Genomic DNA, 20,577 nt, shown 5'->3' on the forward strand with positions numbered 1-20,577 from the left:
GTGTCAGGGTGCTGGCGCCGGCGTCAACGACCAACGACCAACGACCAACGACCAACGACCAGCGATCAGCGGCCAGGTGCCGGGCCCCTGATTCCTGGAAGGTCAGGCGGGGTGCGTCATGGACATGGTGTCCAGGGCCGCGTCCAACTGCTCCTCGGTGACCTCGCCGCGCTCCACGTAGCCGAGATCGATGACGGCCTCGCGGACAGTCATCTTCTGGGCCACGGAGTGCTTGGCGATCTTGGCTGCCGCCTCGTAGCCGATGACCTTGTTCAGCGGGGTCACGATCGAGGGGGAGGCGCCGGCGAGGAAGGAGCAGCGCTCCACGTTGGCCTCGATGCCGTCGATCATCTTGTCCGCCATGACCCGCGCCGTGTTGGCCAGCAGGCGGATGGACTCGAGCAGGTTCGCGGCCATCACCGGGATGCCGACATTCAGCTCGAAGGCGCCGTTGGTGGAGGACAGCGAGATGGTGGTGTCGTTGCCGATGACCTGGGCGGAGACCATGATGGCGGCCTCGCAGATCACGGGATTGACCTTGCCCGGCATGATCGAGGATCCCGGCTGCAGGTCCGGGATGGCGATCTCGCCGAGGCCGGTATTGGGGCCGGAACCCATCCAGCGCAGATCGTTGTTGATCTTCATGAACGAGTACGCGATGTTGCGCAGCTGGCCGGAGGCCTCCACGAGACCGTCGCGGTTCGCCTGGGCCTCGAAGTGGTTGCGGGCCTCCGTCAGCGGCAGGCCGGTCTCCGCGGCGAGCAGCTCGATGACGCGGGCGGAGAAGCCCTTCGGGGTGTTGATGCCGGTGCCCACGGCGGTGCCGCCCAGGGGGACCTCGGCCACGCGCGGCAATGAGGCGTCGATGCGCTCGATGCCGTAGCGGACCTGTGCGGCGTAGCCGCCGAACTCCTGGCCCAGGGTCACCGGGGTGGCGTCCATGAGGTGGGTACGGCCGGACTTGACGACGTTCTCGAAGGCCTGCGCCTTCTTCTCCAGGGACACGGCCAGGTGGTCCAGGGCCGGCTTCAGGTCGTTGATCAGGGCCCCGGTCACGGCGACGTGCACGGAGGTCGGGAAGACGTCGTTGGAGGACTGCGAGGCGTTGACGTGGTCGTTCGGGTGGACCTCGGCGTCCGAACCGGCTGCCTTCAGGGCCTGGGTGGCCAGGTTGGCGAGGACCTCGTTGGTGTTCATGTTCGAGGAGGTGCCGGAGCCGGTCTGGAACACGTCGATCGGGTACTGGTCGTCGTGCTGGCCGGAGATGACCTCGTCCGCGGCGGCGACGATCGCATCGCGGAGCTCCTCGTCGATCACGCCGAGCTCGGCATTGGCCTGCGCCGCTGCCTTCTTGACCTGCGCCAGAGCGTGGACGTGGGCCGGTTCCAGGGTCTTGCCGGAGATCGGGAAGTTCTCCACGGCACGCTGGGTCTGGGCACGGTACAGGGCGTCAACCGGGACCTTGACCTCACCCATGGTGTCGTGCTCGATGCGGAACTGCTGTTCGGAAGATTGCTGCGAAGAAGTCAGATCGGTCATGGTTCCCCACTTTAGACCGTCGCGTGCTCGGTCAGGCGCCCATCACGCAGGGTGACCGTGCGGTCCGCCACCGCCACGAACTCCAGATCATGGGTGACGACCACCGTGGCAGTGTCCCGGTCCCTCGTCAGGGTGGCCAGCAGCTCCATGACCTCCGCCGAGCGGTGCTGGTCCAGCGCCGAGGTGGGCTCATCGACCAACAGCACCGAGGGCTCACCCATGAGTGCCCGGGCGATGTTCACCCGCTGCCGCTGGCCGCCGGAGAGCTGGTGCGGCCGCCGTCGGGCTGCCGTGGCCATCCCGACGGCGGCCAGCGCGTCCAGCGCCGCGTCCCGGACCGCGTGGGGCCGACTGCCGCGCAGCACCCCGACCAGCTGGAGTTGCTCGACGGCCGTCAGGGAGGCCATCAACTGCGGTTGCTGGAAGACCAGCCCGATCTGCTGGAGCCGCAGCCGGGCCCGCTCAGACTCGCTGGTCCCGGTGATCTCCGTGGCGCCGATGTGGACCGTGCCGGAGGTGGGAGTGACCAGTGCCCCGGCGACTGCCAGCAGGGAGGACTTGCCGGACCCGGAGGGGCCCACGAGGGCGAGCATCTGACCGGCCGGGACAGTGAGGTCCACGGAGTCCAGCGCGTTGAGGGTGCCGGAGTCGCCGTCGGAGTAGGTCAGGGTGACGTCGGACAGGTGCAGCATGGGAGGTTCCTTTGACGGGTAACGGGTAACGGGTGGGGGTCTGAGCTCTCGTCATGCGGATTTCCGGGTGTCGCGCCGGATCGGAGGTGTGACACCCGAAAATTTGAATGATGAAGGGGTCTGGAGCAGGGCTCAACTGCCGCCGAGGGCGACGAGCGGGTCCACGCGGCACGTTCGCCAGACGGCCGCCACGGAGGCTGCCAGCCCGAGCACCACGGTGACCAGCACCGGGATGGCGACGGCGGCAGCATCCACCTGGACCGGGACCGTGCCGGCTGCCAGCGCGATCCCGGCGAGACCCAAGGCCCCGCCGAGGGCGGCCCCGGTCAGCAGCACTATCCCGGCCTGGGTGAGCGCGTCGCTGACGACCCACCGGGTGGTGGCGCCCAAGGCCTTGAGCACCGCGATGTCCCGGGTGCGCTGCAGCGTGAACACGGCCATGAAGGCGGCGATCACCAGGGCGGAGATGCCGTAGAGGAACGCCTGCATCATCACGAGCGAGCCGTTCTCGGACGAGAAGGCGGGCAGGGCGCCCAGGGCGCCGTCCACGTCCGTGGCCACCGTGGTGGTCTCGACGGCCGCGCTCGGCTGGTGGCCGGCGTCGGGCGCGGTTCCGGCGACCAGGACCGAGGCGGTTCCGTCCGGAGCATGCGTGAGGCCGGCCCACGTGGACAAGGGCACATAGAGCACCGGGGTGTGGGAGTACCAGCTGTCCTCGATGGTCTGCGCAATCGGCACGGATTGCCCGTTGACGGTCACCTCGTCCCCAGCGGAGACGCCGAGTTGCTCGGCGGCGCTCGTACTGATCAGGGCACCGTCCTCCAGCGAACCGCTGGTGTCGGCGGTGCTGTCGGTGCCGGTTGCGGCGCCCGAGGACCCCGGGACCAGGCGGGAGCCGGGTTCCAGACCCATCAGCGTCACGGCGGTCACGGCGCTGCCCGAATCGGCCCGGGCCTGGCCCACGCCCACCGGCTCGGCCCACTCGACCTGGGCGTCCCGGCGCCAGTCGTCGAGTTGGCCCGTGGTGACGGCGGAGGCGGTGAAGTCCGCCTCCACGTCCTTCACCGTGGTGGCGTGGGCGGCGCCGAAGGCCACCGTGACCTGGGCAGAGTCGGTGGTCGCATCCTCCCATGCGGTGACAGCGGAGATGTTCTGATGGGCCAGCCCGTTGGTGAGGGCGGTGAGGAAGACGAGCAACAGGCTGATCAGACCCACCACGGAGCCCATGAGGGCGAAGCGGCCGGACGAGAAGCGGACGTCCCTCAGGGACAGGAACGTGGGAGATGACATGGAAGGGCTCCTTGGGCGGAGAGAGTGGGCTGGTGTGGCTGCTCTCCAGCCTTCCGCCCGTCTCCGCCGCGCGCATCGCCCACCCGGCTACTGGTGGCTCCATCCTTCGGTTGATTCCGGGACGGCCACCAGCGGCCGGTCCGGGCTACCCTGCAGCCATGGCATCCGAGCGCACGACACCTCCGGCGATAGCGCCGCCCCCTGAGCCGTCATGGCTCTCGGATACCCGCATCCCGGCCCTGCTCGCGGCCATGCTCCTCATCCTGCACGTCACCGTGGCGGCATTGCTGCTCATCCGCCTCGTCCGCTCCCTGGTCCCGGCGTTCCGCTCGGGTCAGCACGGACTGGTGTGGCAGATCGTCGCCCTCTCCGCGGTGTTCGCAGCGGTCTATCTCGTCGGGACCGTGGTCGAGAAGCGGTACAGCGACCGCCGGGCCCCTGGCACCAGGGGACCGACTGCGGGGCGAACAGCAGGGCCACCAGCAGCGCGAACAGCAGGGCCACCAGCAGCGCGAGCCGACGGGCAGATCGTTGTCCGGGGGCAGCTGCTCTGGTTGGCCGTCGTCACCCTCACGTGGCTGGGCCTGATGGCCGTGCACGTGGATTTCGCCTGGCTCGTGTTCCCTCTCTTCTTCCTGCACCTGCACGTGGTGGGGCCGAAGTCCGTCCCGGTGGCGATCAGCCTGGTCGTCCTGCTGACCGTGGCGGTGTTCCTCGGATTCTGGTGGCATGAGGGAACGCTCGGCATCGGTGCCGTGGTGGGCCCCGTGATCGGGGCGGTGGTGGCCGTGGCCATGTCCGCCGCCTACGCGCTGTTCTACGCCGAGGCCCGCACCCAGCGGCGTATCGCGGCCGAACTGCAGGCCACCCGGGATGACCTTGCCCGCGCGGAGCGGCATGCCGGCGCCATGCGCGAACGGGAACGGTGGGCCCAGGACCTGCATGACACCCTGGCACAGGGGCTGGCCTCCGTGGTGCTGCTGTCCCGCGCCGCGCAGGAGCAGCAGCCAGGCGAGCCCCTGGCCGGCCAGCTGTACCAGATCGAGCGCTCGGCCGTGGACAACCTCGCCCAGGCCAGGGCCCTGGTGGAGCAGCGGAATCCCGGGGCCGGGCTGACCGCCGAGCTGGAGGCCGCCTGCCGAAACACCCAGGAGACCGCGCGATCAGCCGGTGCGGCGCTCACCGTGGAGTTCCTCGGACCCGACGCCGACCCGGCCCTGGGTGCCGACGCGGCCACCACCGTGCTGCGGGTGACGCAGTCGGCCCTGGCCAACGTCCTGCAGCACGCACAGGCCACCCACTGCGTGGTCACCTTCGCCGTGCACCGGCATGAGGTCACGGTGGACGTGTTCGACGACGGCACCGGCCGTGGCGGCCGACCCGAGGGGTTCGGCATCGCCACCATGCGGGACCGGGCGGCCCGGGCCGGCGGCACCCTCACCGTGGAGGACGCCCTGAACGACGAACCGGAGGACGGACGAGGCCGGGGGCGGTCCAGCGGGACCGTGGTGGTCCTCAGCCTGCCACGGTGGGGGACCTCATGACCCGTGAGCCTCTCCGCATCCTGCTCGTGGACGACCATCCCGTGGTGCGTGCCGGACTGCGGGCGGTCCTGGAATTCCGCGCGTCCTCCGCGGGGGTCGCTGGAGCCGCCAGCGCTGAGCGAGAACCCCCTGAGCCGGGACGATCGAGGCCCCGGACGCCGTCGCGATCCGGAAACGAGGCCGTGGGCCTCACGGTGGTGGCGGAGGCGGCCGGCGCGACCGAGGCGCTCGCCGCCGTCGAGCGCATGACGGCTAACGACGAAGGCCCGGACGTCGTCATCATGGACATTGAACTCGGAGACGGGCCCACGGGAATCGAGGCCACCGAGCGATTAGGCCGGAGCCATCCGGGGCTGCCCGTGCTCATCGTCTCCACCTACGGTGCGGTGTCCGACGTCCAGGCCGCCGTAGCTGCCGGAGCCTTGGGGTACCTGCTCAAGGACGCCTCACCGGAGGAGCTGCGAGACGCCGTTCGCCAGGCGGCAGCGGGGAATTGGATCCTCCCAGCGGACCTCGCCCGCCGGGCTCTGGGGGCGGGATCCGGAAGGGAACCAGCGCTCAGCCCGCGGGAGACCGACATCCTCGAGCAGTTGGCCCTGGGCCACACCAATCAGCAGATTGCCGCGGGTCTGTTCATCTCACAGGCCACCGTGAAGACGCATCTGCATCACATCTTCGCCAAGCTCGGGGTGGGCAACCGTACCGAGGCGGTCACCGTGGCTCGGGCCCGGCGTCTCATCCGCGGTTGAGACGCCGGACTCTGAGGGAAGATGTCCTGGCCTCGGCCGGTGATCAGTCTCGGGCCAGGAGACGCTCGACGCGGGGTTTGACCTCGGTGGCGAGGAGGGTGAGGGACTCCAGGAAGTGCTCCTGGGGCAGGCCGCCGATGTCCATCTGAAGGAAGTGGCGGATATGGCCCAGGTACCCGTGCAGGTGGACGATGCGTTCGGCGACGTCATCCGGATCGCCGACGTAATACGCCCCCGGAGCGTCGGCCTGGGCGAGGTAGGCGTTCCTGTCCGGGGCCGGCCAGCCGCGCAGCCGGCCCATCTCGACGTTGAGGTTGTGCCACCCGGGGTACATGCGCTCGAGGGCCTCCTTCTTCGTCGGGGCGACCAGCCCGAGAGCGGCCACGGACACCTTGGTGGCCCCTGGTGCGTGGCCGGACTGTGCGGCCGAACGGCGGTACAGCTCGGCCAGGGGCGCGAACCGCTGGGGCGCCCCGCCGATGATGCCGTAGGAGACCGGCAGGCCCAGTTGCCCGGCCCGGGCCGAGGAGCCCGCGTTCCCGCCGGTGGCCAGCCAGATCGGCAGCTTCCCCTCCACGGGGCGGGGCACGACGGCGAGGCCGGGGATGGCCGGGCGTCGTTGACCGGACCAGCTGACCTGCTCGGCGGCGCTGTCGTTGAGGGTCATCAGCAGGTCGAGCTTGTCGGCGTAGAGCTCGTCGTAGTCGGCCAGGTCGTGACCGAACAGCGGAAAGGTCTCCACGGAGGAACCGCGGCCGGCGGTGATCTCGATCCGGCCGCCGCCGGAGATGGCGTCGGCGGTGGCGAATTGCTGGAAGATTCGGACCGGGTCGTCGGTGGAGATGATGCTGGCGGCGCTGCCGAGGATGATCCGGTCCGTGGCCGCGGCCGCCGCGGCGATCACGGCGCCGGGGGAGGAGGCGGGCATGGACACGGTGTGGTGCTCGCCGACCCCGAAGTAGTCCAGGCCGACGGCATCGGCGTGGACGATGGCCGCGTGGAGGTTGCGGATGGCCTCCGCGGTGGCCCGCGGGGAGCCGTCGGGGTTCAGGGGGGTGTCGCCGAAGCTGTAGGCGCCGATTTCCATGACGTGGGGATTCACTACCGTTCCTGTTCCAGGGCTCGGTCAGTCGACCTCGTCCGGATCAAGGTCGCCGATGATCTTGACCGGATTGGCGGTGCCGTTGTCCAGGGAGTAGGTCACACCGATGATGGCCGTGCGGCCCTCGTTGACGGCCTTGGCCACGGACATCGAGGACTCCATCAGACGGGAGCTGATCTGGCGCACGTTCTCCATCACGGTGCCGTTGACATCCTTGACCCCGGCACGCCGGGCGGAGATCACGGAGGGGATGATGCGCTCCACGAGCGAGCGGATGAACCCGGGGGGCATATCCCCGGACACGTAGGACTCCACGGCGGCGGTCACCGCGCCACAGCTGTCATGGCCGAGGACCACGATCAGCGGGATGTCGAGGACGTCCACGGAGTACTCGAGGGAACCGAGGACGGCGTCGTCGATCACCTGGCCGGCCGTGCGGACCACGAAGACGTCGCCCAGCCCCACATCGAAGATGATCTCGGCCGCGAGCCGGGAGTCCGAGCAGCCGAAGATCACGGCCATCGGATGCTGCTCGTGCATCAGGGAGGCACGGCGCGCGGCGTCCTGGTTGGGGTGATGGGAGGCATCCGCCACGAAGCGCTCGTTGCCCGTTCGTAGCAGGTCCCACGCGGCAGAGGGGGTGAGGGGAAAGGAGGACGGAGTGGTGGCGGTCTTCAGGTCGGCACTGTCAGTCATCGGCTCTGCTTCCTAGTGGTTGAACTGCTGTCAGTTGTCCTCGGCGGAATCGTGGAGGGAGTCCTGGATGGCGGCCGCCAGGGTGTCCAGCGCGGCCAGATCACCGGAGCCAGTGAGGAGGACGGTGGTCCCGTCCAGTTCTGTCACCATATGCCGGTCACCGTCGGCCGGCTCGTACAAGTCCCACGTGGTCCCGTCCACGGAGCGCGTCCCGGTCAGGGGCGCGTTGTCCATCTGCTGGGACAGCCACGTGGGATTGGCCTGGACGGTCTGCTTGAACCCGGCGAAGTCGTCACCGGCGGTGACGTACCCGGCCTCCCAGAACTCCACCTGGTCGACGCCGGCGCCATTCCACCGGGCGAAGTTGGCGTTCCACTCGGCGGGGACGCGCGGGGCGACGGCGGAGAAGCCGGCGGTGGCCGAGGCCTGCTCGGCGGTGGCTGCCACGTCCACGGTGCGCTCGTAGGTCTCCTCGGTGCTGCCGGGATTCATCAGCACCACCAGCAGGGCGATCGCCAGGGTGGCCAGCACGGAGATCACCATGGCCCGCGCGGACTGTCCGGCCCGCTGGGCCTGCTTCTGCGTCAGCCGCGGCTTGGGAGCAGGGGTGGTGGCCGAGCTGGCGGCCGGATCGGCCTCGGGCTGAGGGGAAGTCACCGGTCCATTCTGCCACCAGCCGGGACACTAGGATGGATTCAGAGACGTTCCCCCACAGACGGAGTATTTCGGTGACCACTGACCAGCCCGAGAACAATGGCGTTCGGACCGACACGGCACAGTCGCGCACCGCGGAGCCGCATCACACAGACCGCAGCATGCTCAGCCCGAGCCTGGCCGTGTCCGGGACCAAGCCGGACCGCAACCTGGCCATGGAGCTGGTCCGCGTGACCGAGGCCGCCGCCATCGCCGCCGGCCACTGGGTGGGCTACGGGGACAAGAACACTGCTGACGGCGCCGCCGTGGACGCGATGCGCGCGTTCATGGACACCGTGGCGATGAACGGTGTGGTGGTCATTGGCGAGGGCGAGAAGGACGAGGCGCCCATGCTCTACAACGGCGAGAACGTCGGTGACGGCACCGGGCCCGAGGTGGACGTCGCCGTGGACCCGATCGACGGCACCCGCCTGACCGCCATGGGCTACCCCAACGCCCTGTCCGTGTTCGCCGTCGCCGAGCGCGGTGCCATGTTCGACCCCTCGGCGGTGTTCTACATGGACAAGCTCGTGGTGGGGCCGGAGGCAGCCGACTTCGTCGATCTCCGCCTGCCCATCAAGCAGAACATCCACCTGGTCGCCAAGGCCCTGGGCAAGCCCATCAGCCAGCTGAACGTGTGCGTGCTGGACCGTCCGCGCCACGAGAAGCTGGTCGCCGAGATCCGCGCCGCCGGAGCCCGCGTGAAGTTCATCATGGACGGTGACGTGGCCGGGGGCATCGCCGCGGCCCGCTATGACACCGACGTGGACATGCTGCTCGGCATCGGGGGCACGCCCGAGGGCATCATCACCGCCTGCGCCATCAAGGCCATCGGCGGTGTCATCCAGGGCCGCCTGGCCCCGATCGACGATGCCGAGCGCCAGCGGGCCATCGACGCCGGCCACGACTTGGACGCGGTCCTCACCACCGACGACCTGGTCAAGACCGACAACGCCTACTTCGCCGCCACCGGCATCACCGACGGTGACCTGCTGCGCGGGGTGCGTTATTACAACGACCGTGTGACCACGCAGTCCATGGTCATGCGCTCCAAGTCCGGCACCGTGCGCGTGATCGAGGCCGAGCATCAGGCCCGCAAGTGGGAGCCCTGGATCGGCCCGGACGCTCTGCCGGTGCGCTGAGCCACCACACCGCCAGTTCTGTGTTGTCAGGGGAGGGTGACGGAGAAGAGGGTGGCCGGCTCCCCGCTGTCCCCCTGAACGATCGCGGCGGCATCGGCCGCGGTCAGGAAAACCGACTCCCCGGGGGCCAGCACGGCAGCCTCGGCTCCCGCCTCCACCCGGACCCGTCCGGCGGTGCACAGCGCCAGGACCGGCCCGCGGGCGGCCAGGGTAGTGCCGTCCGCGGCGGGTAGATCCAGCCGTTCCACCTGGAACTCCTCGAACGGCGGACGGAACACCAGATGGCCGTCTCCCTCCGAGAGGGGGGCGCAGTAGGGCACCGGCACGGACTCGAAGGCGACGACCCGGCGCAGCTCTGGAACGTCCACGTGTTTGGGTGTCAGCCCGCCGCGCAGCACGTTGTCCGACGCGGCCATGACCTCCACCCCCAGTCCATGCAGGTAGGCGTGGACATTGCCGGCCGGCAGGTGGACCGCCTGGCCCGGCGCCAGATCCACGCGGTTGAGCAGGATCGAGACCAGCACCCCCGGGTCGGCCGGAAAATGTTCGGCGATCCCCACCGCCGTGGCGAGGTTCAGATCCTCGTCCAGGGCCCGCGGGGCGTTCTTCAGGGCGGCGACGACGGCCGTCACCCAGGTGCCGGAGGACCAGTCCCCGGCGGGATCGAGCAGGTCCGAGAAGACGCGCTCGAGCGCCGGGCCCCCGCCGCCGTCCAGACTGGCGCTGCCCGGCCCGCCCTGGCCGTCCGGCCCCGCGCCGCCGTGCAGGAGGAGGTCGGCGTGGCCGGCCAGGCTCTGCGCCACGGAGGCAGCGGACGTGCCAGGCGCCCCGGATGCGGCGTCTGCGGGGCCGTCCGGGCCGCCGTCGTGCTCCTCCATGTTCTCAGCCAGCACCTGGGCCAGCCGGGAGAACGAGGTGCCGGCATCCTGGGCCGAGCGAAATCCGCACAGCGCGGAAAACGGGGTCAGGGCCACGAGCATCTCGGGCTTGTGGTTGTCATCCCGGTAGTTGCGGTGGGGCGCAGAGGCCGGGACGTTCGTGGCCTCCTCGGCGGCGAACCCGGCGCGGGCCTGGTCGCGAGTCGGATGTGCCTGGATGGACAGGGGGCGCCCCGCCGCCAGCAGCTTCACGAGGAAGGGCAGACGGCCGTAGCGCGCAGCTTCTCCCAGCAGGACCTCCGGATCAGCGGCCAGCAACTCGTCGAGGGGCACCGGCGCGGAGTCGGGATCGCTCGCCGGGACCGCTCCTGCGGGGGCACCGGGGTGGGCTCCCATCCACATCTCCGCCTCCGGCCGGCCGGTGGGAGTCCGGCCCTGGAGTTCGGCCAGCAGGGTGGCGGAACCCCACGCGTAGTCACGGATGGAGGTGCGCAACAGGAACATGCTCCCAGCCTATCCACCCGCCGGGGTCGACCCGCCGCATCGTACTTGCATGTTGCATGCAACCCATTATGCTGGCTGTTGTCCACACCACACTTCAGGCGCGGTGGCCCTGTGGCCACCATCGCGCGGGCATGAGAGGAGCCGTCAGTGCACCAGCCAGTCGATGGCCTCGGCGCTCCGCGCATCCGCGAACTCGGGCCGGTCTCTGGTCTCCTGGGTGATCAGCATGGTCGCGGTGTGGCTGATGTGCCGCGCCAGGGCCGAACCGACCTCGGCGTCGCGCCCCTGGCGGAACGCCTCCATGATGTCCCGGTGATCCTCGAAGCACTCCCGCGCGGTGCGCGAGGTGGGCACGGTTCCCACGCCGGTCTGCAGCACGAAGTCACGCTGTTCGCTGAGCAGCTGGGTGGCCTTGTCATTGCCGGCTCCGGCCAGCAGGGTGCGGTGGAAGTCCCGATCGGCCCGGAGCACCAGTTCCGGGTCACCGTCCTCCGCCGCGCGTCGAAAAGCCTCGTAGGCCTCCTCCACCGTGGCTGCCGTGGCCGCCGTCTTCAGCTGCGTGGCGCGGCGGGCCAACGGCACCTCCAGCATGAGCCTGATCTGGAACACGTCGATCAGGCTCTGGAGCGAGGTGCTGAGGATGCGTACGCCGCGATTCCGCTCGATCTGGACGAGTCCGCGGCGGGCGAGCTCCTGCAGGGCCTCGCGGATCGGGGTGCGGGAGACGTTGAGCTGGTTGCCCAGCTCGGTCGCCGTGTACAGCTCACCGGGAACCAGGTCACCGCTGATGATCGCTATCCGAATCGATTCCACGGCCTGGTCGGTCAGGCTCGAAGGCCGATGGACAGATTTCATCCCTCCAGTATGCCAATCCAGGCAGCCCGCCATCCCCATAGACCCCACGGGGTGACGGGGCCCTGATGCGCTGCGTTTCCACCCAACCCACAGAAAGCGACGGTCCAGTCATGACCTCATTCGCCGTCATCGGAGCCGGAATCATCGGTGCCGCGGTCGCCCGGGAGCTGACCCAACGGTTCCCCGACGACCACGTCACCGTGTACGACAAGGCGGACAGTGTGGCCTCCCACCAGACCGGCCACAACTCCGGCGTGGTCCACGCCGGCCTCTACTACCAGCCAGGCAGCTTGAAGGCCAGGTTGTGCCGCCGTGGGGTCAACCTGCTGCGGGACTTCGCCCTGGATCGCGGCGTGCCCTACGAGGAGTGCGGCAAGCTGGTCGTGGCCCTGGAGCGGGCCGAGGAGGACCGGCTGCGGACCATCCATGAGAAGGCCCTTGCCAACGGCGTGCCGGGAGTCGAACTGATCGGCCCGGAACGGATCCTCGAGATCGAGCCCAACGCCACCGGGCGCCTCGCGCTGCACTCCCCGCACACGGCGATCATCGACTACGCGGCGGTGACTCGCGCGCTGATCGACGACGTCCGGTCGGCGGGTGGGACCGTTCGCCTCGGCGCCGAGGTCACCGGAATCACCAACACGGCGGACGGATGCAGCATCAGCACCCCGGAAGGCACCGAGCCCTACGACTTCGTCATCGCCTGTGCCGGACTCCAATCGGACCGCATCGCCCGGATGGCCGGTGGAGGTGCCTTCCCGAAGATCGTGCCGTTTTTCGGCCAGTACTCGAAGCTGGCCCCGGGGTACCGGACCGTGCTCAACGGACTGGTCTACCCGGTACCGGATCCGGCCTACCCCTTCCTCGGCGTCCACCTGACCAAGCGCGTGGACGGGGAGATGCTCGTGGGTCCCAACGCCTTCCTCTCCTTCGGCCGGGAGAACTACTCCGGGCGCCGCATCGGCATCAAGGACAGCCTGGACGTGGTCGCCAGCCCGGGCTTCTGGAAGTTCGCCAGTCGCAACGTGTCGGCGGCCGTCCAGGAGTTCGGTGCCGTGGTCTCCCGCCAGAAGTTCCTGGCCGGAGCCGCACGCTACGTGCCCTCCCTGGACGGGGCGGAGTCCACGCCCATCACCCGCGGCATCCGCGCCCAGTCGATGGATGCCCACGGCAACCTCGTGGACGACTTCGTCATCGAGGACGTCGGACGCGCCACGCTCCTGCGCAACGCACCGTCACCGGGAGCCACCTCCTCCTTGGCCATCGCCGAACACCTCGTCTCCGAGATGGCTGCGAAGCACCGGCTGTCCTCCGTCTAAGCACTTCCTCCACCCCTCCTGTTCCATCCAGGCCCTCCGGCCTGGACGGGCCGGACGGGCGAGTCCGCTCCACCACGTGAAAGAAGAGAATGACCACCCACACCACCACCCCCCGACCGCCCGAGACACCCGAGGAGGAACGCAGCCGCCTGCGCAAGGTCATGTCCGCCACCGTCGTCGGAACGACCGTCGAGTGGTTCGACTTCTACCTCTACGCCACCATGGCCTCGATCGTCTTCGGCGCGGTGTTCTTTCCCGCCGTGGACAGTCAGCTCGCGACGCTGAGCGCCTTTGCGACCTTCGCGGTCGGGTTCATCGCCCGGCCCATCGGCGGCATCGTCTTCGGACGGATGGGCGATCGCATCGGGCGCAAGAAGACCCTGGTCGTTACCTTCGCCCTGATGGGCATCTCGACCTTCCTGATCGGCATCCTGCCCACCTATGCCGTGGCCGGAGTGTGGGCGCCGGTCCTGCTGGTGGTCCTGCGCGTGCTGCAGGGCATGGGCGCGGGCGCGGAGTATGCCTCCGCGGCCGTGAACTCCTACGAGCACGCCTCGGCGGGCCGCCGTGGCCGCCAGGGCGCCTGGCCGGCCCTCGGCCTGAACCTCGGCCTCGTCCTGTCCTCCGCCACCATCTTCGTGATGACCCTCAACGGAGATGAATTCCTCATGAGCGGGGGCTGGCGCATCCCGTTCGTGGCCAGCATCGTCCTGATCGGTGTGGGCATGTGGGTCCGCCAGTCCCTGCCGGAGTCGCCGGAATTCGAGAACCAGGTGGAGAAGACGGACCACAAGTCGACGTTCGGCCAGGTGTTCCGCAATCACTGGCGCGGCCTGCTCGTGGTCTTCGTCGTGGCCATCGGCTACAACGCCCTGAGCTACATCTTCAAGACCTTCTCGGTGGCCTACCTGGACGAGTTCCAGGGCATCAGCGCCAACACCACGTCTGGTGCGGTCATGGTCGCGGGGCTCGTGGCCATCGTGGTGGTGCCGATCTGCGGTGAACTGTGCGACCGCTTCGGCTCCAAGGCCGTCATCTCCTGGGGCGGCGCCCTGTCCGCCGTCTTCGCGTTCGGGTTCTTGGGCCTGCTGGGAATCTCCTCCACCTGGTCCGTATACCTGGCCATCGGCATCGGCACGGGCATCCTCGCGCCCATGATGTTCTCCGCGCAAGGGTCCTTTCTGTCCCGTCAGTTCACCGCCGAGTCCCGGGCGACCGGCGTCGGCACCGCCCGTGAGATCGGCACGGCCGTGGCGGGCGGACTGGCTCCGCTGGGCGCCCTGTCCCTCGTGGTGGCCTCACCCACCAACTCGACTGTGGGAGTCAGCGTGGTCCTGGTGGTCGCCGGCCTCCTTGTGATCCTGGGGGCAGCCTTCGATCAGGGCAAGCGGCACACGGCCGACAGGAACTGAGCCGCCCGGCCGGGATCCGGTCAGCCCCAGAGGCCCGCCAGCACCCTGGGGCGGGCCTCTGGCGCTGCTGAGCCAGGTCGCTTACCCCGCCGCGCAGAGGTGGTTGGTGGAGGCGGCGTCCTCGAGCAGGCCGGTCTGGCCCGTGTCCTCGAGGTGCTGCAGATACTCCTGCGTGATCTCGGATCCGTCCGGCTGGGTCGGCGGGGCCGGCCAGTCAGCGGGGTCGTCGCTGGTGCCGGCCTCCTGCGAGGCGGAGGCCACCAGGGAAGCGGTGGCATTCACGAACAGCAGCGGTGCGGGGGACGTGCCGGCGGCGTTCGGGGTGCCGTCCTCGGCGAGCATGCCGTCCACCCGGGTGTGGATCTCATCGAAGTCCGGGTAGGTGGTGAACCGGCCGTCCTCACCCTCGAAGTCCGGGGGACCGATGGTCAGCCGCCCCATGCCGTGGGACTGGCCCTTGGTGGCCAGGGAGACGAACGTTCCCAGTTGCTGCCCGGGCAGATCGGTCTCCACGATCTGCTCGCCGGCATCCAGGATGCCCTGGAAGCGGGTCACCAGGGTCTGGGGATTGAACTGGGCCAGCATGGCGGACTGGATGCACTGCTGGCGGCGGATGCGCGAATAGTCCGTGGAGAAGTGGCGGGAGCGGGCGAAGGCCAGGGCCTCCTCGCCGGTGAAGTCATAGGTTCCGGGACCCCACCAGGCGTTGCCCCACTCGCCGTCAGGCCGGGGGCCGCGGTAGGTGGTCCAGCCGCCGGAGGTGACCGTGACTCCGCCCATGGAGTCGATGAGCTGGGAGAACCCGCCCATGTCCACCATCGCGTAGGCCTGGATCTCCAGCCCGAGGATGCCGCCGGCGGCATCCATCATGGCCTCCGCACCAGGATCCTCGGCACCGGGGTAGAGGTCCTGGTGGTTCTCCATCACGTCCGTGTACAGGGCGTTGATGATGCACTCGTCGCCGCAGTTGAAGCCCTCCGGGTAGGCGCCCCACAGGGGGGAGTCCTCGGAGAAGGGGGCGTTCTGGAAGTTGCGGGGGATGGAGAACAGGATCGTGCTGCCGGTCTCGGCATTCACGGAGGCCACATGGATGGAGTCCGGCCTCAGCCCGGTCCGGCCCTCACCGGCGTCGCCCCCCATGAGCAGGAAGTTGTAGCGGCCGGCCACCGGCTCGATGGCGGGACCGGGCGCGAAGATCTCGTTCAGGGCGTTGCGTCCGGCGTTCACGGCGAAGGAGCCGTATCCCAGCACGCCGGACGTGGCCACGAGCAGCAGCACCGTGGAGAAGGCCAGCAGCGGCTTCATCCCGGGAGACACCAGCCTGATCCGCATCAGTCTGAAGGTGTCGATCCAGAGCACCACCCAGCCGATGGCCAGGGCCGCCAGGACCACAATGGCGGCCAGCTGGATCCACGTGTTGGCGAAGACTTGGACCAGCAGGTCCCGGTTGACCACCAGCAGCACGAGCCCGACGACGACCAGGAACCACACGGTCAGGGTCACCCGCAGTGCGGCGCGGCCGAGCGCACGATTGCCGGCCACCACCTGGGCGCCGCCCGGGACGAACAGGGTGAGCAGCAGCAGGATCCAGGCCCGCTTGGTGCGTTGCGGCGACGGGGCGCTCTGCGGGTCACGGACCGGGTCGGACCCTCCGGTGCCCGCGCCCTGCGGGCCGTGCAGGAGGGAGGTATGCCGCTGGGGAGTCTGGCCTGCCATCACGGTTGGTATCCGGGCCGGCCGGCCAGCGACTCCTGCAACCGTTCACCCTTGGCGCTGGCCGTGTTCCGTAGTTCGGCGGCGAACTGGACCAGCTTCTCACGCAGCTCCGCCGCCTCCGGGTCAGCGCCCGCCGCGAGGATCCGCGCGGCCAGCAGCCCGGCGTTGCGGGCGCCGCCGATGGACACGGTGGCCACCGGGACGCCGGCGGGCATCTGCACGATGGACAGCAGGGAGTCCATGCCGTCGAGGGTCTTGAGGGGCACGGGCACGCCGATCACCGGCAGGGGAGTGGTGGAGGCGATCATGCCCGGCAGGTGTGCGGCGCCACCGGCGCCGGCGATGATCACCTGGATTCCGCGTTCGTGTGCCTCGGTGCCGAAGGCCACCATCTCGTGCGGCATGCGGTGGGCGGACACGACGCCGGCCTCATAGGGGATCCCGAATTCCTCCAGGGCCGCTGCGGCGGCCTCCATCACGGGCCAGTCCGAGTCGGAGCCCATGATCACGGCCACCCGGGCAGGGGCCGTGCCGGCCTGGCCGGTGGTCGCGGGTGCTTCTCTGGGGGTCATGACTGCTCCTGCTGATCGGCGGCCGGCGATCCGGCCCGTGCGCCGGTGCCCGGACGGGCGTCTGGCCCGGCCTCTGGACCGGACTGCGGTCCCTCGCTGATGATCGCGGCGGCTCCCTCGGCGGCCGCGCGGGCGGTGGCCAGGTCTTCGGGGGTGGCCGCGGTGACGTTGACGTGTCCGATCTTGCGGCCGGGACGAACGGACTTGCCGTAGGCATGGATCTTGGCCTCCGGAAAGGCCGTCATGGCGCTGGGGAACGCCGCGTACAGGTCCTCGTTGGCTCCGCCGAGGTAGTTCTTCATCACGGTGTAGGCACCGAGAGGGGCCGTGGATCCCAAGGGCAGGTCCAGCACCGCGCGGACATGCTGCTCGAACTGGCCGGTGACGGCGCCGTCCATGGACCAGTGGCCCGAGTTGTGGGGGCGCATGGCCAGTTCGTTGACCATGAAGCCGGGGCCGACCCCGGGGGTCTCGAACAGTTCCACGGCGAGCATGCCGGTCACGCCGAGTCCCTCGGCCAAGGCCACGGCGGCCTCCTGGGCCGCGTGGGCCGTCCCGGGATCCAGGCCGGGCGCCGGGGCGGTGACCACGTCACACACCCCGTCCGTCTGGATCGACTCGACCACCGGGTAGGAGGCGGTCGCCCCCGAAGGGCTGCGGGCCACCTGGGCGGAGAGCTCACGGGAGAAGTCCACCATCTCCTCGGCCAGCAGGGCCTCGAAGCCCAGCTCGAACCAGTCGCCGCAGCTCTCGGCGGCCTCGGGCGAACGCAGGACCCGCACGCCCTTGCCGTCGTAGCCCCCGCGCGGGGTCTTGAGGACCACGGGCCAGCCGGTCCGGTCTCCGAAAGCGAGCAGCTCGGCCACGGAGGACACGGCGGCCCATGCCGGGTTCGGCAGTCCCAGGCGGTCACACGCCTGGCGCATGAGCAGCTTGTCCTGGGCGTACTGCAGGGCCTCCGGCCCGGGCTGCAGGTTCACGCCGGCCGCCTCCAACGCCCGCAGATGCCCCGGGGGTACGTGTTCATGGTCGAACGTCACCACGTCCACCTCGGCCACGAAGACCTTCAGTGCCTCGAGGTCCCGGTAGTCGCCCACCGTGGAGGGGGCCGCCGTGGTGGCCGAGACGTCCGGGCCCTCGGCGAGGACTTTCACCCGCACGCCCAGGGCCGTTGCTGCCGGGGCCATCATGCGCGCCAATTGGCCGCCGCCCACTACTCCGATCACAGGAAAACTCACGGACCTAGGGTAACCAGCGGATCCGTCCCAACCCGGCAGAACCGCCCGGCGGCCTCCAGTTGTCAGCAAACGGGGAGGAATCCGGTCTAAAGTGTGCAAGGACATTTGCCGGTTCTCGGCCCGTCTTCTGCACGCAACAAGGAGTCCACCCACCCCCATGATCAGCAACCTGTGGCAACGTTTCGTGGCCCTGGTCGCCATGCTCTGGCGCGAGGTCGCCAAGTTCGGGGCGGTCGGTGCGGCCGCCTTCGTGGTGGACTCGGCGATCTTCCTGTGGCTCATGCACGGGCCGATGGAGGGCAGCAACGTCAAGTCCAAGATCGTGGCCAGTGTGGTCGCCACGATCTTCTCCTATGTGGCCAACCGCCTCTGGACGTTCCGCCACCGCCGGCAGAACAACCTCATGCGCGAATTCGTGTTGTTCGCCGTGATGAATGTCATCGGCATGGGCATCCAGGCCGGTTGCGTGTTCGTGGCGCAATACGGACTGGGTGTCACCTCGACCGCCGGCATCTTCATCGCCGGAAGCGTGGTCGGGCTGGTCCTGGGCACCATCTTCCGTTTCTTCGCCTACCGGTTCTGGGTGTTCACCGAGGAACTGGACGCGGACCCCAAGTTCAAGGACGACCGCGAACGGCTCACCGGTGAATTGCCGGTCATCCGCACCGCCGACACGCCGCACCGCCACCGCAGGGGGGCCACGTCGTCGACCGCCGGACCGGCCTCCGGGCCGGTCGCGCCGTCGGCACGCACACCCGCCGAGCCCCGCTGACCCCTCACCGGGACTGGCTGCCCAGCCGCTCGGCGTCCACGAGCCGGGCCGAGGCCCCGCTGAGGTCGGTGTCCTGTTCGGGCACCAGCACCACCGGGTGTCCCCGGTCCCAGGTCTCGACGACGGCGCGCGCGGTCGCGCGGTCCAGCCGCCCGCCCGCGGCTGCCACCACCAGCCCCCGCTCGCGGTGAGACCACCGGGGAAGGGCCGCGCCGGCGTCGTCGGTGGGGTGGCGCGCGGCGTGCTCTGTGGTCACCTCTGGGCCCTGCTCCGCGGGGGGCGGGGCCGGCAGGTTCTCCCATGACTCGGCGAGCGACGGCAGGCTCGTCCCCGGCAGGGGGAGGTGGCACTGGTCCGCCTGCATCTGCACCTCGGCGGCATAGTCCAGGGCATGGGACGGCAGTTCCGCGTCCGCCGCCGAGGTCTGCAGTGTCCCCGGGGACACTGCCCAGAGGTCGGCGGGATGCTCCGACCAGGCCCCGGGCGTCCCGGACACCACCAGGTCCACCGGACCGGATTCCGCCGGGGCGGACGAGGAGGCGGTGGCGAACCGCACCTGGACGCCGGCGCGTGCGGCCCCCAGCAGCAGGGCCAGAGATTTCCAGCCCAGGGGCAGGTCCACCAGGATCGTGGAGCCGGGACCGTGGCCCTCGACGTCCAGCAGGTTGGCGGTCTTGGCGGCCCAGTTGGCGAGGACCCGGCCGGAGAGCTCGATGCGGTCGCCGCCGGCGGAGTGGTCCACCACGGCCGGACGGGGTGAGGCCGCGATGGCCTCGAACCAGGTCAGCCGCCGGCCGGACGGATCGTTTCCGCCTCGCGCCGCTCCACCGGGTAGATTCGTTCCGAGGTTGACCATGGATGTCCTTTCACCGTGGGGCAACACGCCCACATCCGCGTGTCGGCGCGGCGGCGTGTCGGTAGGTCCGGGGCCGTTCCCCGCCTCACATTGTGCCGCCTCCGCTTGACGAACAGTGAGTTACACGGGTGTAATTCACTTTAGGAACGGTCATGGTGACCACGGCGCTTCCCACCGCCCACCACTGGTTCCCCGCTGCCGTCTGTACAGACGGAATCGGTCCGGGCGTGCCCGGCGCCGCGGGGAACGTGGTCGGAAGGCGTGTCAGGAGCCCTGCCCGATCCGCAGACACCGGAACCTCCGGTGACGGGATGACCAGCGTGAGAACGGGGAGGAATCACATGGAGAACGCCCAGCGCCTCGACGAGATCCACGAGTCCGAAGCCAACCAGTCCGGACTGTCCGGCCAGCCCTTGACCGACGGCCCCTACCCGGGCCGCAGCGTACCCGCTGACTGGTTCCTCGACCCGGCGGACCCGGACGCGGGCCGCCGCCTCGAGACCGGCACCTCCCTGGGATCCCTCGAGGACCAGGCCACCGCCTTCCTGGTGGACCATGGCGTCGACGACGCCGATGCCCCGGCCGTTTCCGCCCTCGACGTCACCGCCACCGTGACCGCCCTGCACCCCGGCACGGTCGCACCTCTGGAAGCCCCGGGCGAGGCGCCCGGCGCGGGCTCCTCCCACACCGCCCAGCCCTCCGTGTGGCTGGGCCTGCCCGGACTGGCCGATCCCCTCGACGTGGACGGCGAGCTCGCCTGGCAGGTCGACGCCCTGTGCGCCCAGACGGACCCCGAGGCCTTCTTCCCCGAGAAGGGCGGGTCCACCCGTGACGCCAAGAAAGTCTGCTCCGCCTGCACCGTTCGCAGCGAATGCCTTGAGTACGCCCTCGGCAACGACGAGCGTTTCGGCATCTGGGGCGGCCTGTCCGAGCGTGAGCGGCGCCGCCTGCGGAAACGGTCAGTCTGATTTCAGCACCGGCCACTCTGCCTGCCTCCGCCGTCACCGG

The 20,577-nt window shown here is 69.7% G+C and carries 19 protein-coding genes; 7 read left to right on the forward strand and 12 right to left on the reverse strand.

The features are described 5' to 3' along the window. Positions 1 to 102: 102 nt before the first annotated feature. The 3 genes from RUH65_RS00005 to RUH65_RS00015 all read right to left on the reverse strand — a co-directional run bounded on the left by RUH65_RS00005 (position 103) and on the right by RUH65_RS00015 (position 3,521). Complete coding sequence (locus RUH65_RS00005; RefSeq protein ID WP_313815099.1) at positions 103 to 1,539, reverse strand: class II fumarate hydratase; 1,437 nt, start codon at positions 1,537 to 1,539, stop codon at positions 103 to 105. An 11-nt stretch (positions 1,540 to 1,550) separates the two neighbouring features. After that, the gene (locus RUH65_RS00010) at positions 1,551 to 2,231 is read right to left on the reverse strand and encodes an ABC transporter ATP-binding protein (protein ID WP_313815100.1); all 681 of its coding nucleotides are present in this window, start codon (positions 2,229 to 2,231) and stop codon (positions 1,551 to 1,553) included. A 132-nt stretch (positions 2,232 to 2,363) separates the two neighbouring features. Further along, positions 2,364 to 3,521 carry an ABC transporter permease gene (locus RUH65_RS00015; RefSeq protein WP_313815101.1) on the reverse strand — a complete coding sequence of 386 codons (1,158 nt, stop codon included), beginning with the start codon at positions 3,519 to 3,521 and terminating at the stop codon, positions 2,364 to 2,366. A gap of 158 nt (positions 3,522 to 3,679) precedes the next feature. Here RUH65_RS00015 and RUH65_RS00020 point away from each other — a divergent pair, with 158 nt between their 5' ends. Both RUH65_RS00020 and RUH65_RS00025 read left to right on the forward strand, forming a co-directional pair. Next, entirely contained in the window at positions 3,680 to 5,065 is a 1,386-nt protein-coding gene (locus RUH65_RS00020) for a histidine kinase (protein ID WP_313815102.1), read from the forward strand. Further along, the gene (locus RUH65_RS00025; protein ID WP_313815103.1) at positions 5,062 to 5,814 is read left to right on the forward strand and encodes a response regulator transcription factor; all 753 of its coding nucleotides are present in this window, start codon (positions 5,062 to 5,064) and stop codon (positions 5,812 to 5,814) included. Before RUH65_RS00020 ends, RUH65_RS00025 begins: the two co-directional genes overlap by 4 nt. Before the next feature lie 43 nt (positions 5,815 to 5,857). Here RUH65_RS00025 and RUH65_RS00030 read toward each other — a convergent pair whose 3' ends face one another. The 3 genes from RUH65_RS00030 to RUH65_RS00040 are packed head-to-tail and all read right to left on the reverse strand — an operon-like array spanning position 5,858 to position 8,269. Then, complete coding sequence (locus RUH65_RS00030; protein WP_313815104.1) at positions 5,858 to 6,916, reverse strand: LLM class flavin-dependent oxidoreductase; 1,059 nt, start codon at positions 6,914 to 6,916, stop codon at positions 5,858 to 5,860. Between the two features lie 24 nt (positions 6,917 to 6,940). Continuing rightward, positions 6,941 to 7,612, reverse strand: coding sequence for a carbonic anhydrase (locus RUH65_RS00035; protein ID WP_313815105.1), 672 nt, complete (start codon positions 7,610 to 7,612; stop codon positions 6,941 to 6,943). 30 nt (positions 7,613 to 7,642) lie between these two features. Further along, positions 7,643 to 8,269, reverse strand: a complete 627-nt coding sequence (locus tag RUH65_RS00040; RefSeq protein ID WP_313815106.1) for a DUF4245 domain-containing protein — start codon at positions 8,267 to 8,269, stop codon at positions 7,643 to 7,645. Positions 8,270 to 8,427: 158 nt separating this feature from the next. On the opposite strand from RUH65_RS00040, the gene glpX reads away from it, so the two are divergent. Then, positions 8,428 to 9,447 carry a class II fructose-bisphosphatase gene (gene glpX / locus RUH65_RS00045; RefSeq protein WP_313815107.1) on the forward strand — a complete coding sequence of 340 codons (1,020 nt, stop codon included), beginning with the start codon at positions 8,428 to 8,430 and terminating at the stop codon, positions 9,445 to 9,447. Positions 9,448 to 9,473: 26 nt separating this feature from the next. Here the strand turns inward: glpX and manA are convergent, their stop codons facing one another. Beyond that, positions 9,474 to 10,829 (reverse strand): mannose-6-phosphate isomerase, class I, encoded by a 1,356-nt coding sequence (gene manA, locus RUH65_RS00050; RefSeq protein ID WP_313815108.1) that lies wholly within the window; start codon positions 10,827 to 10,829, stop codon positions 9,474 to 9,476. 144 nt (positions 10,830 to 10,973) lie between these two features. Then, a complete protein-coding gene (locus RUH65_RS00055; RefSeq protein ID WP_313815109.1) occupies positions 10,974 to 11,684 on the reverse strand; it encodes a GntR family transcriptional regulator in 711 nt (236 codons plus the stop codon). Positions 11,685 to 11,794: 110 nt separating this feature from the next. Here RUH65_RS00055 and lhgO point away from each other — a divergent pair, with 110 nt between their 5' ends. Beyond that, positions 11,795 to 13,003: an L-2-hydroxyglutarate oxidase gene (gene lhgO, locus RUH65_RS00060; protein WP_313815110.1), complete on the forward strand. Its 1,209-nt coding sequence runs from the start codon at positions 11,795 to 11,797 to the stop codon at positions 13,001 to 13,003. Positions 13,004 to 13,092: 89 nt separating this feature from the next. Beyond that, positions 13,093 to 14,415 carry an MFS transporter gene (locus RUH65_RS00065; RefSeq protein WP_313815111.1) on the forward strand — a complete coding sequence of 441 codons (1,323 nt, stop codon included), beginning with the start codon at positions 13,093 to 13,095 and terminating at the stop codon, positions 14,413 to 14,415. An 81-nt stretch (positions 14,416 to 14,496) separates the two neighbouring features. Here the strand turns inward: RUH65_RS00065 and RUH65_RS00070 are convergent, their stop codons facing one another. Genes RUH65_RS00070 through RUH65_RS00080 form a run of 3 tightly spaced genes read right to left on the reverse strand, consistent with a single transcriptional unit; the run spans position 14,497 to position 17,941 of the window. Further along, positions 14,497 to 16,131, reverse strand: coding sequence for an LCP family protein (locus RUH65_RS00070; RefSeq protein WP_313815112.1), 1,635 nt, complete (start codon positions 16,129 to 16,131; stop codon positions 14,497 to 14,499). Beyond that, positions 16,131 to 16,703, reverse strand: a complete 573-nt coding sequence (gene purE / locus RUH65_RS00075) for a 5-(carboxyamino)imidazole ribonucleotide mutase (protein WP_313815113.1) — start codon at positions 16,701 to 16,703, stop codon at positions 16,131 to 16,133. The genes RUH65_RS00070 and purE overlap by 1 nt, the downstream gene beginning before the upstream one ends. Continuing rightward, positions 16,700 to 17,941, reverse strand: a complete 1,242-nt coding sequence (locus RUH65_RS00080; RefSeq protein WP_313815114.1) for a 5-(carboxyamino)imidazole ribonucleotide synthase — start codon at positions 17,939 to 17,941, stop codon at positions 16,700 to 16,702. Before RUH65_RS00080 ends, purE begins: the two co-directional genes overlap by 4 nt. Positions 17,942 to 18,098: 157 nt before the next feature. On the opposite strand from RUH65_RS00080, the gene RUH65_RS00085 reads away from it, so the two are divergent. Then, positions 18,099 to 18,713 carry a GtrA family protein gene (locus tag RUH65_RS00085; protein WP_313815115.1) on the forward strand — a complete coding sequence of 205 codons (615 nt, stop codon included), beginning with the start codon at positions 18,099 to 18,101 and terminating at the stop codon, positions 18,711 to 18,713. A gap of 4 nt (positions 18,714 to 18,717) precedes the next feature. Here the strand turns inward: RUH65_RS00085 and RUH65_RS00090 are convergent, their stop codons facing one another. After that, positions 18,718 to 19,569, reverse strand: a complete 852-nt coding sequence (locus tag RUH65_RS00090; protein ID WP_313815116.1) for a TIGR03089 family protein — start codon at positions 19,567 to 19,569, stop codon at positions 18,718 to 18,720. 341 nt (positions 19,570 to 19,910) lie between these two features. Here RUH65_RS00090 and RUH65_RS00095 point away from each other — a divergent pair, with 341 nt between their 5' ends. Next, on the forward strand, positions 19,911 to 20,537 hold the full coding sequence (locus tag RUH65_RS00095; RefSeq protein WP_313815117.1) for a WhiB family transcriptional regulator: 627 nt from the start codon (positions 19,911 to 19,913) through the stop codon (positions 20,535 to 20,537). The last annotated feature ends 40 nt before the right edge of the window (positions 20,538 to 20,577 follow it).

The organism is Citricoccus sp., assembly GCF_032154715.1.
Classification (GTDB): domain Bacteria; phylum Actinomycetota; class Actinomycetes; order Actinomycetales; family Micrococcaceae; genus Citricoccus.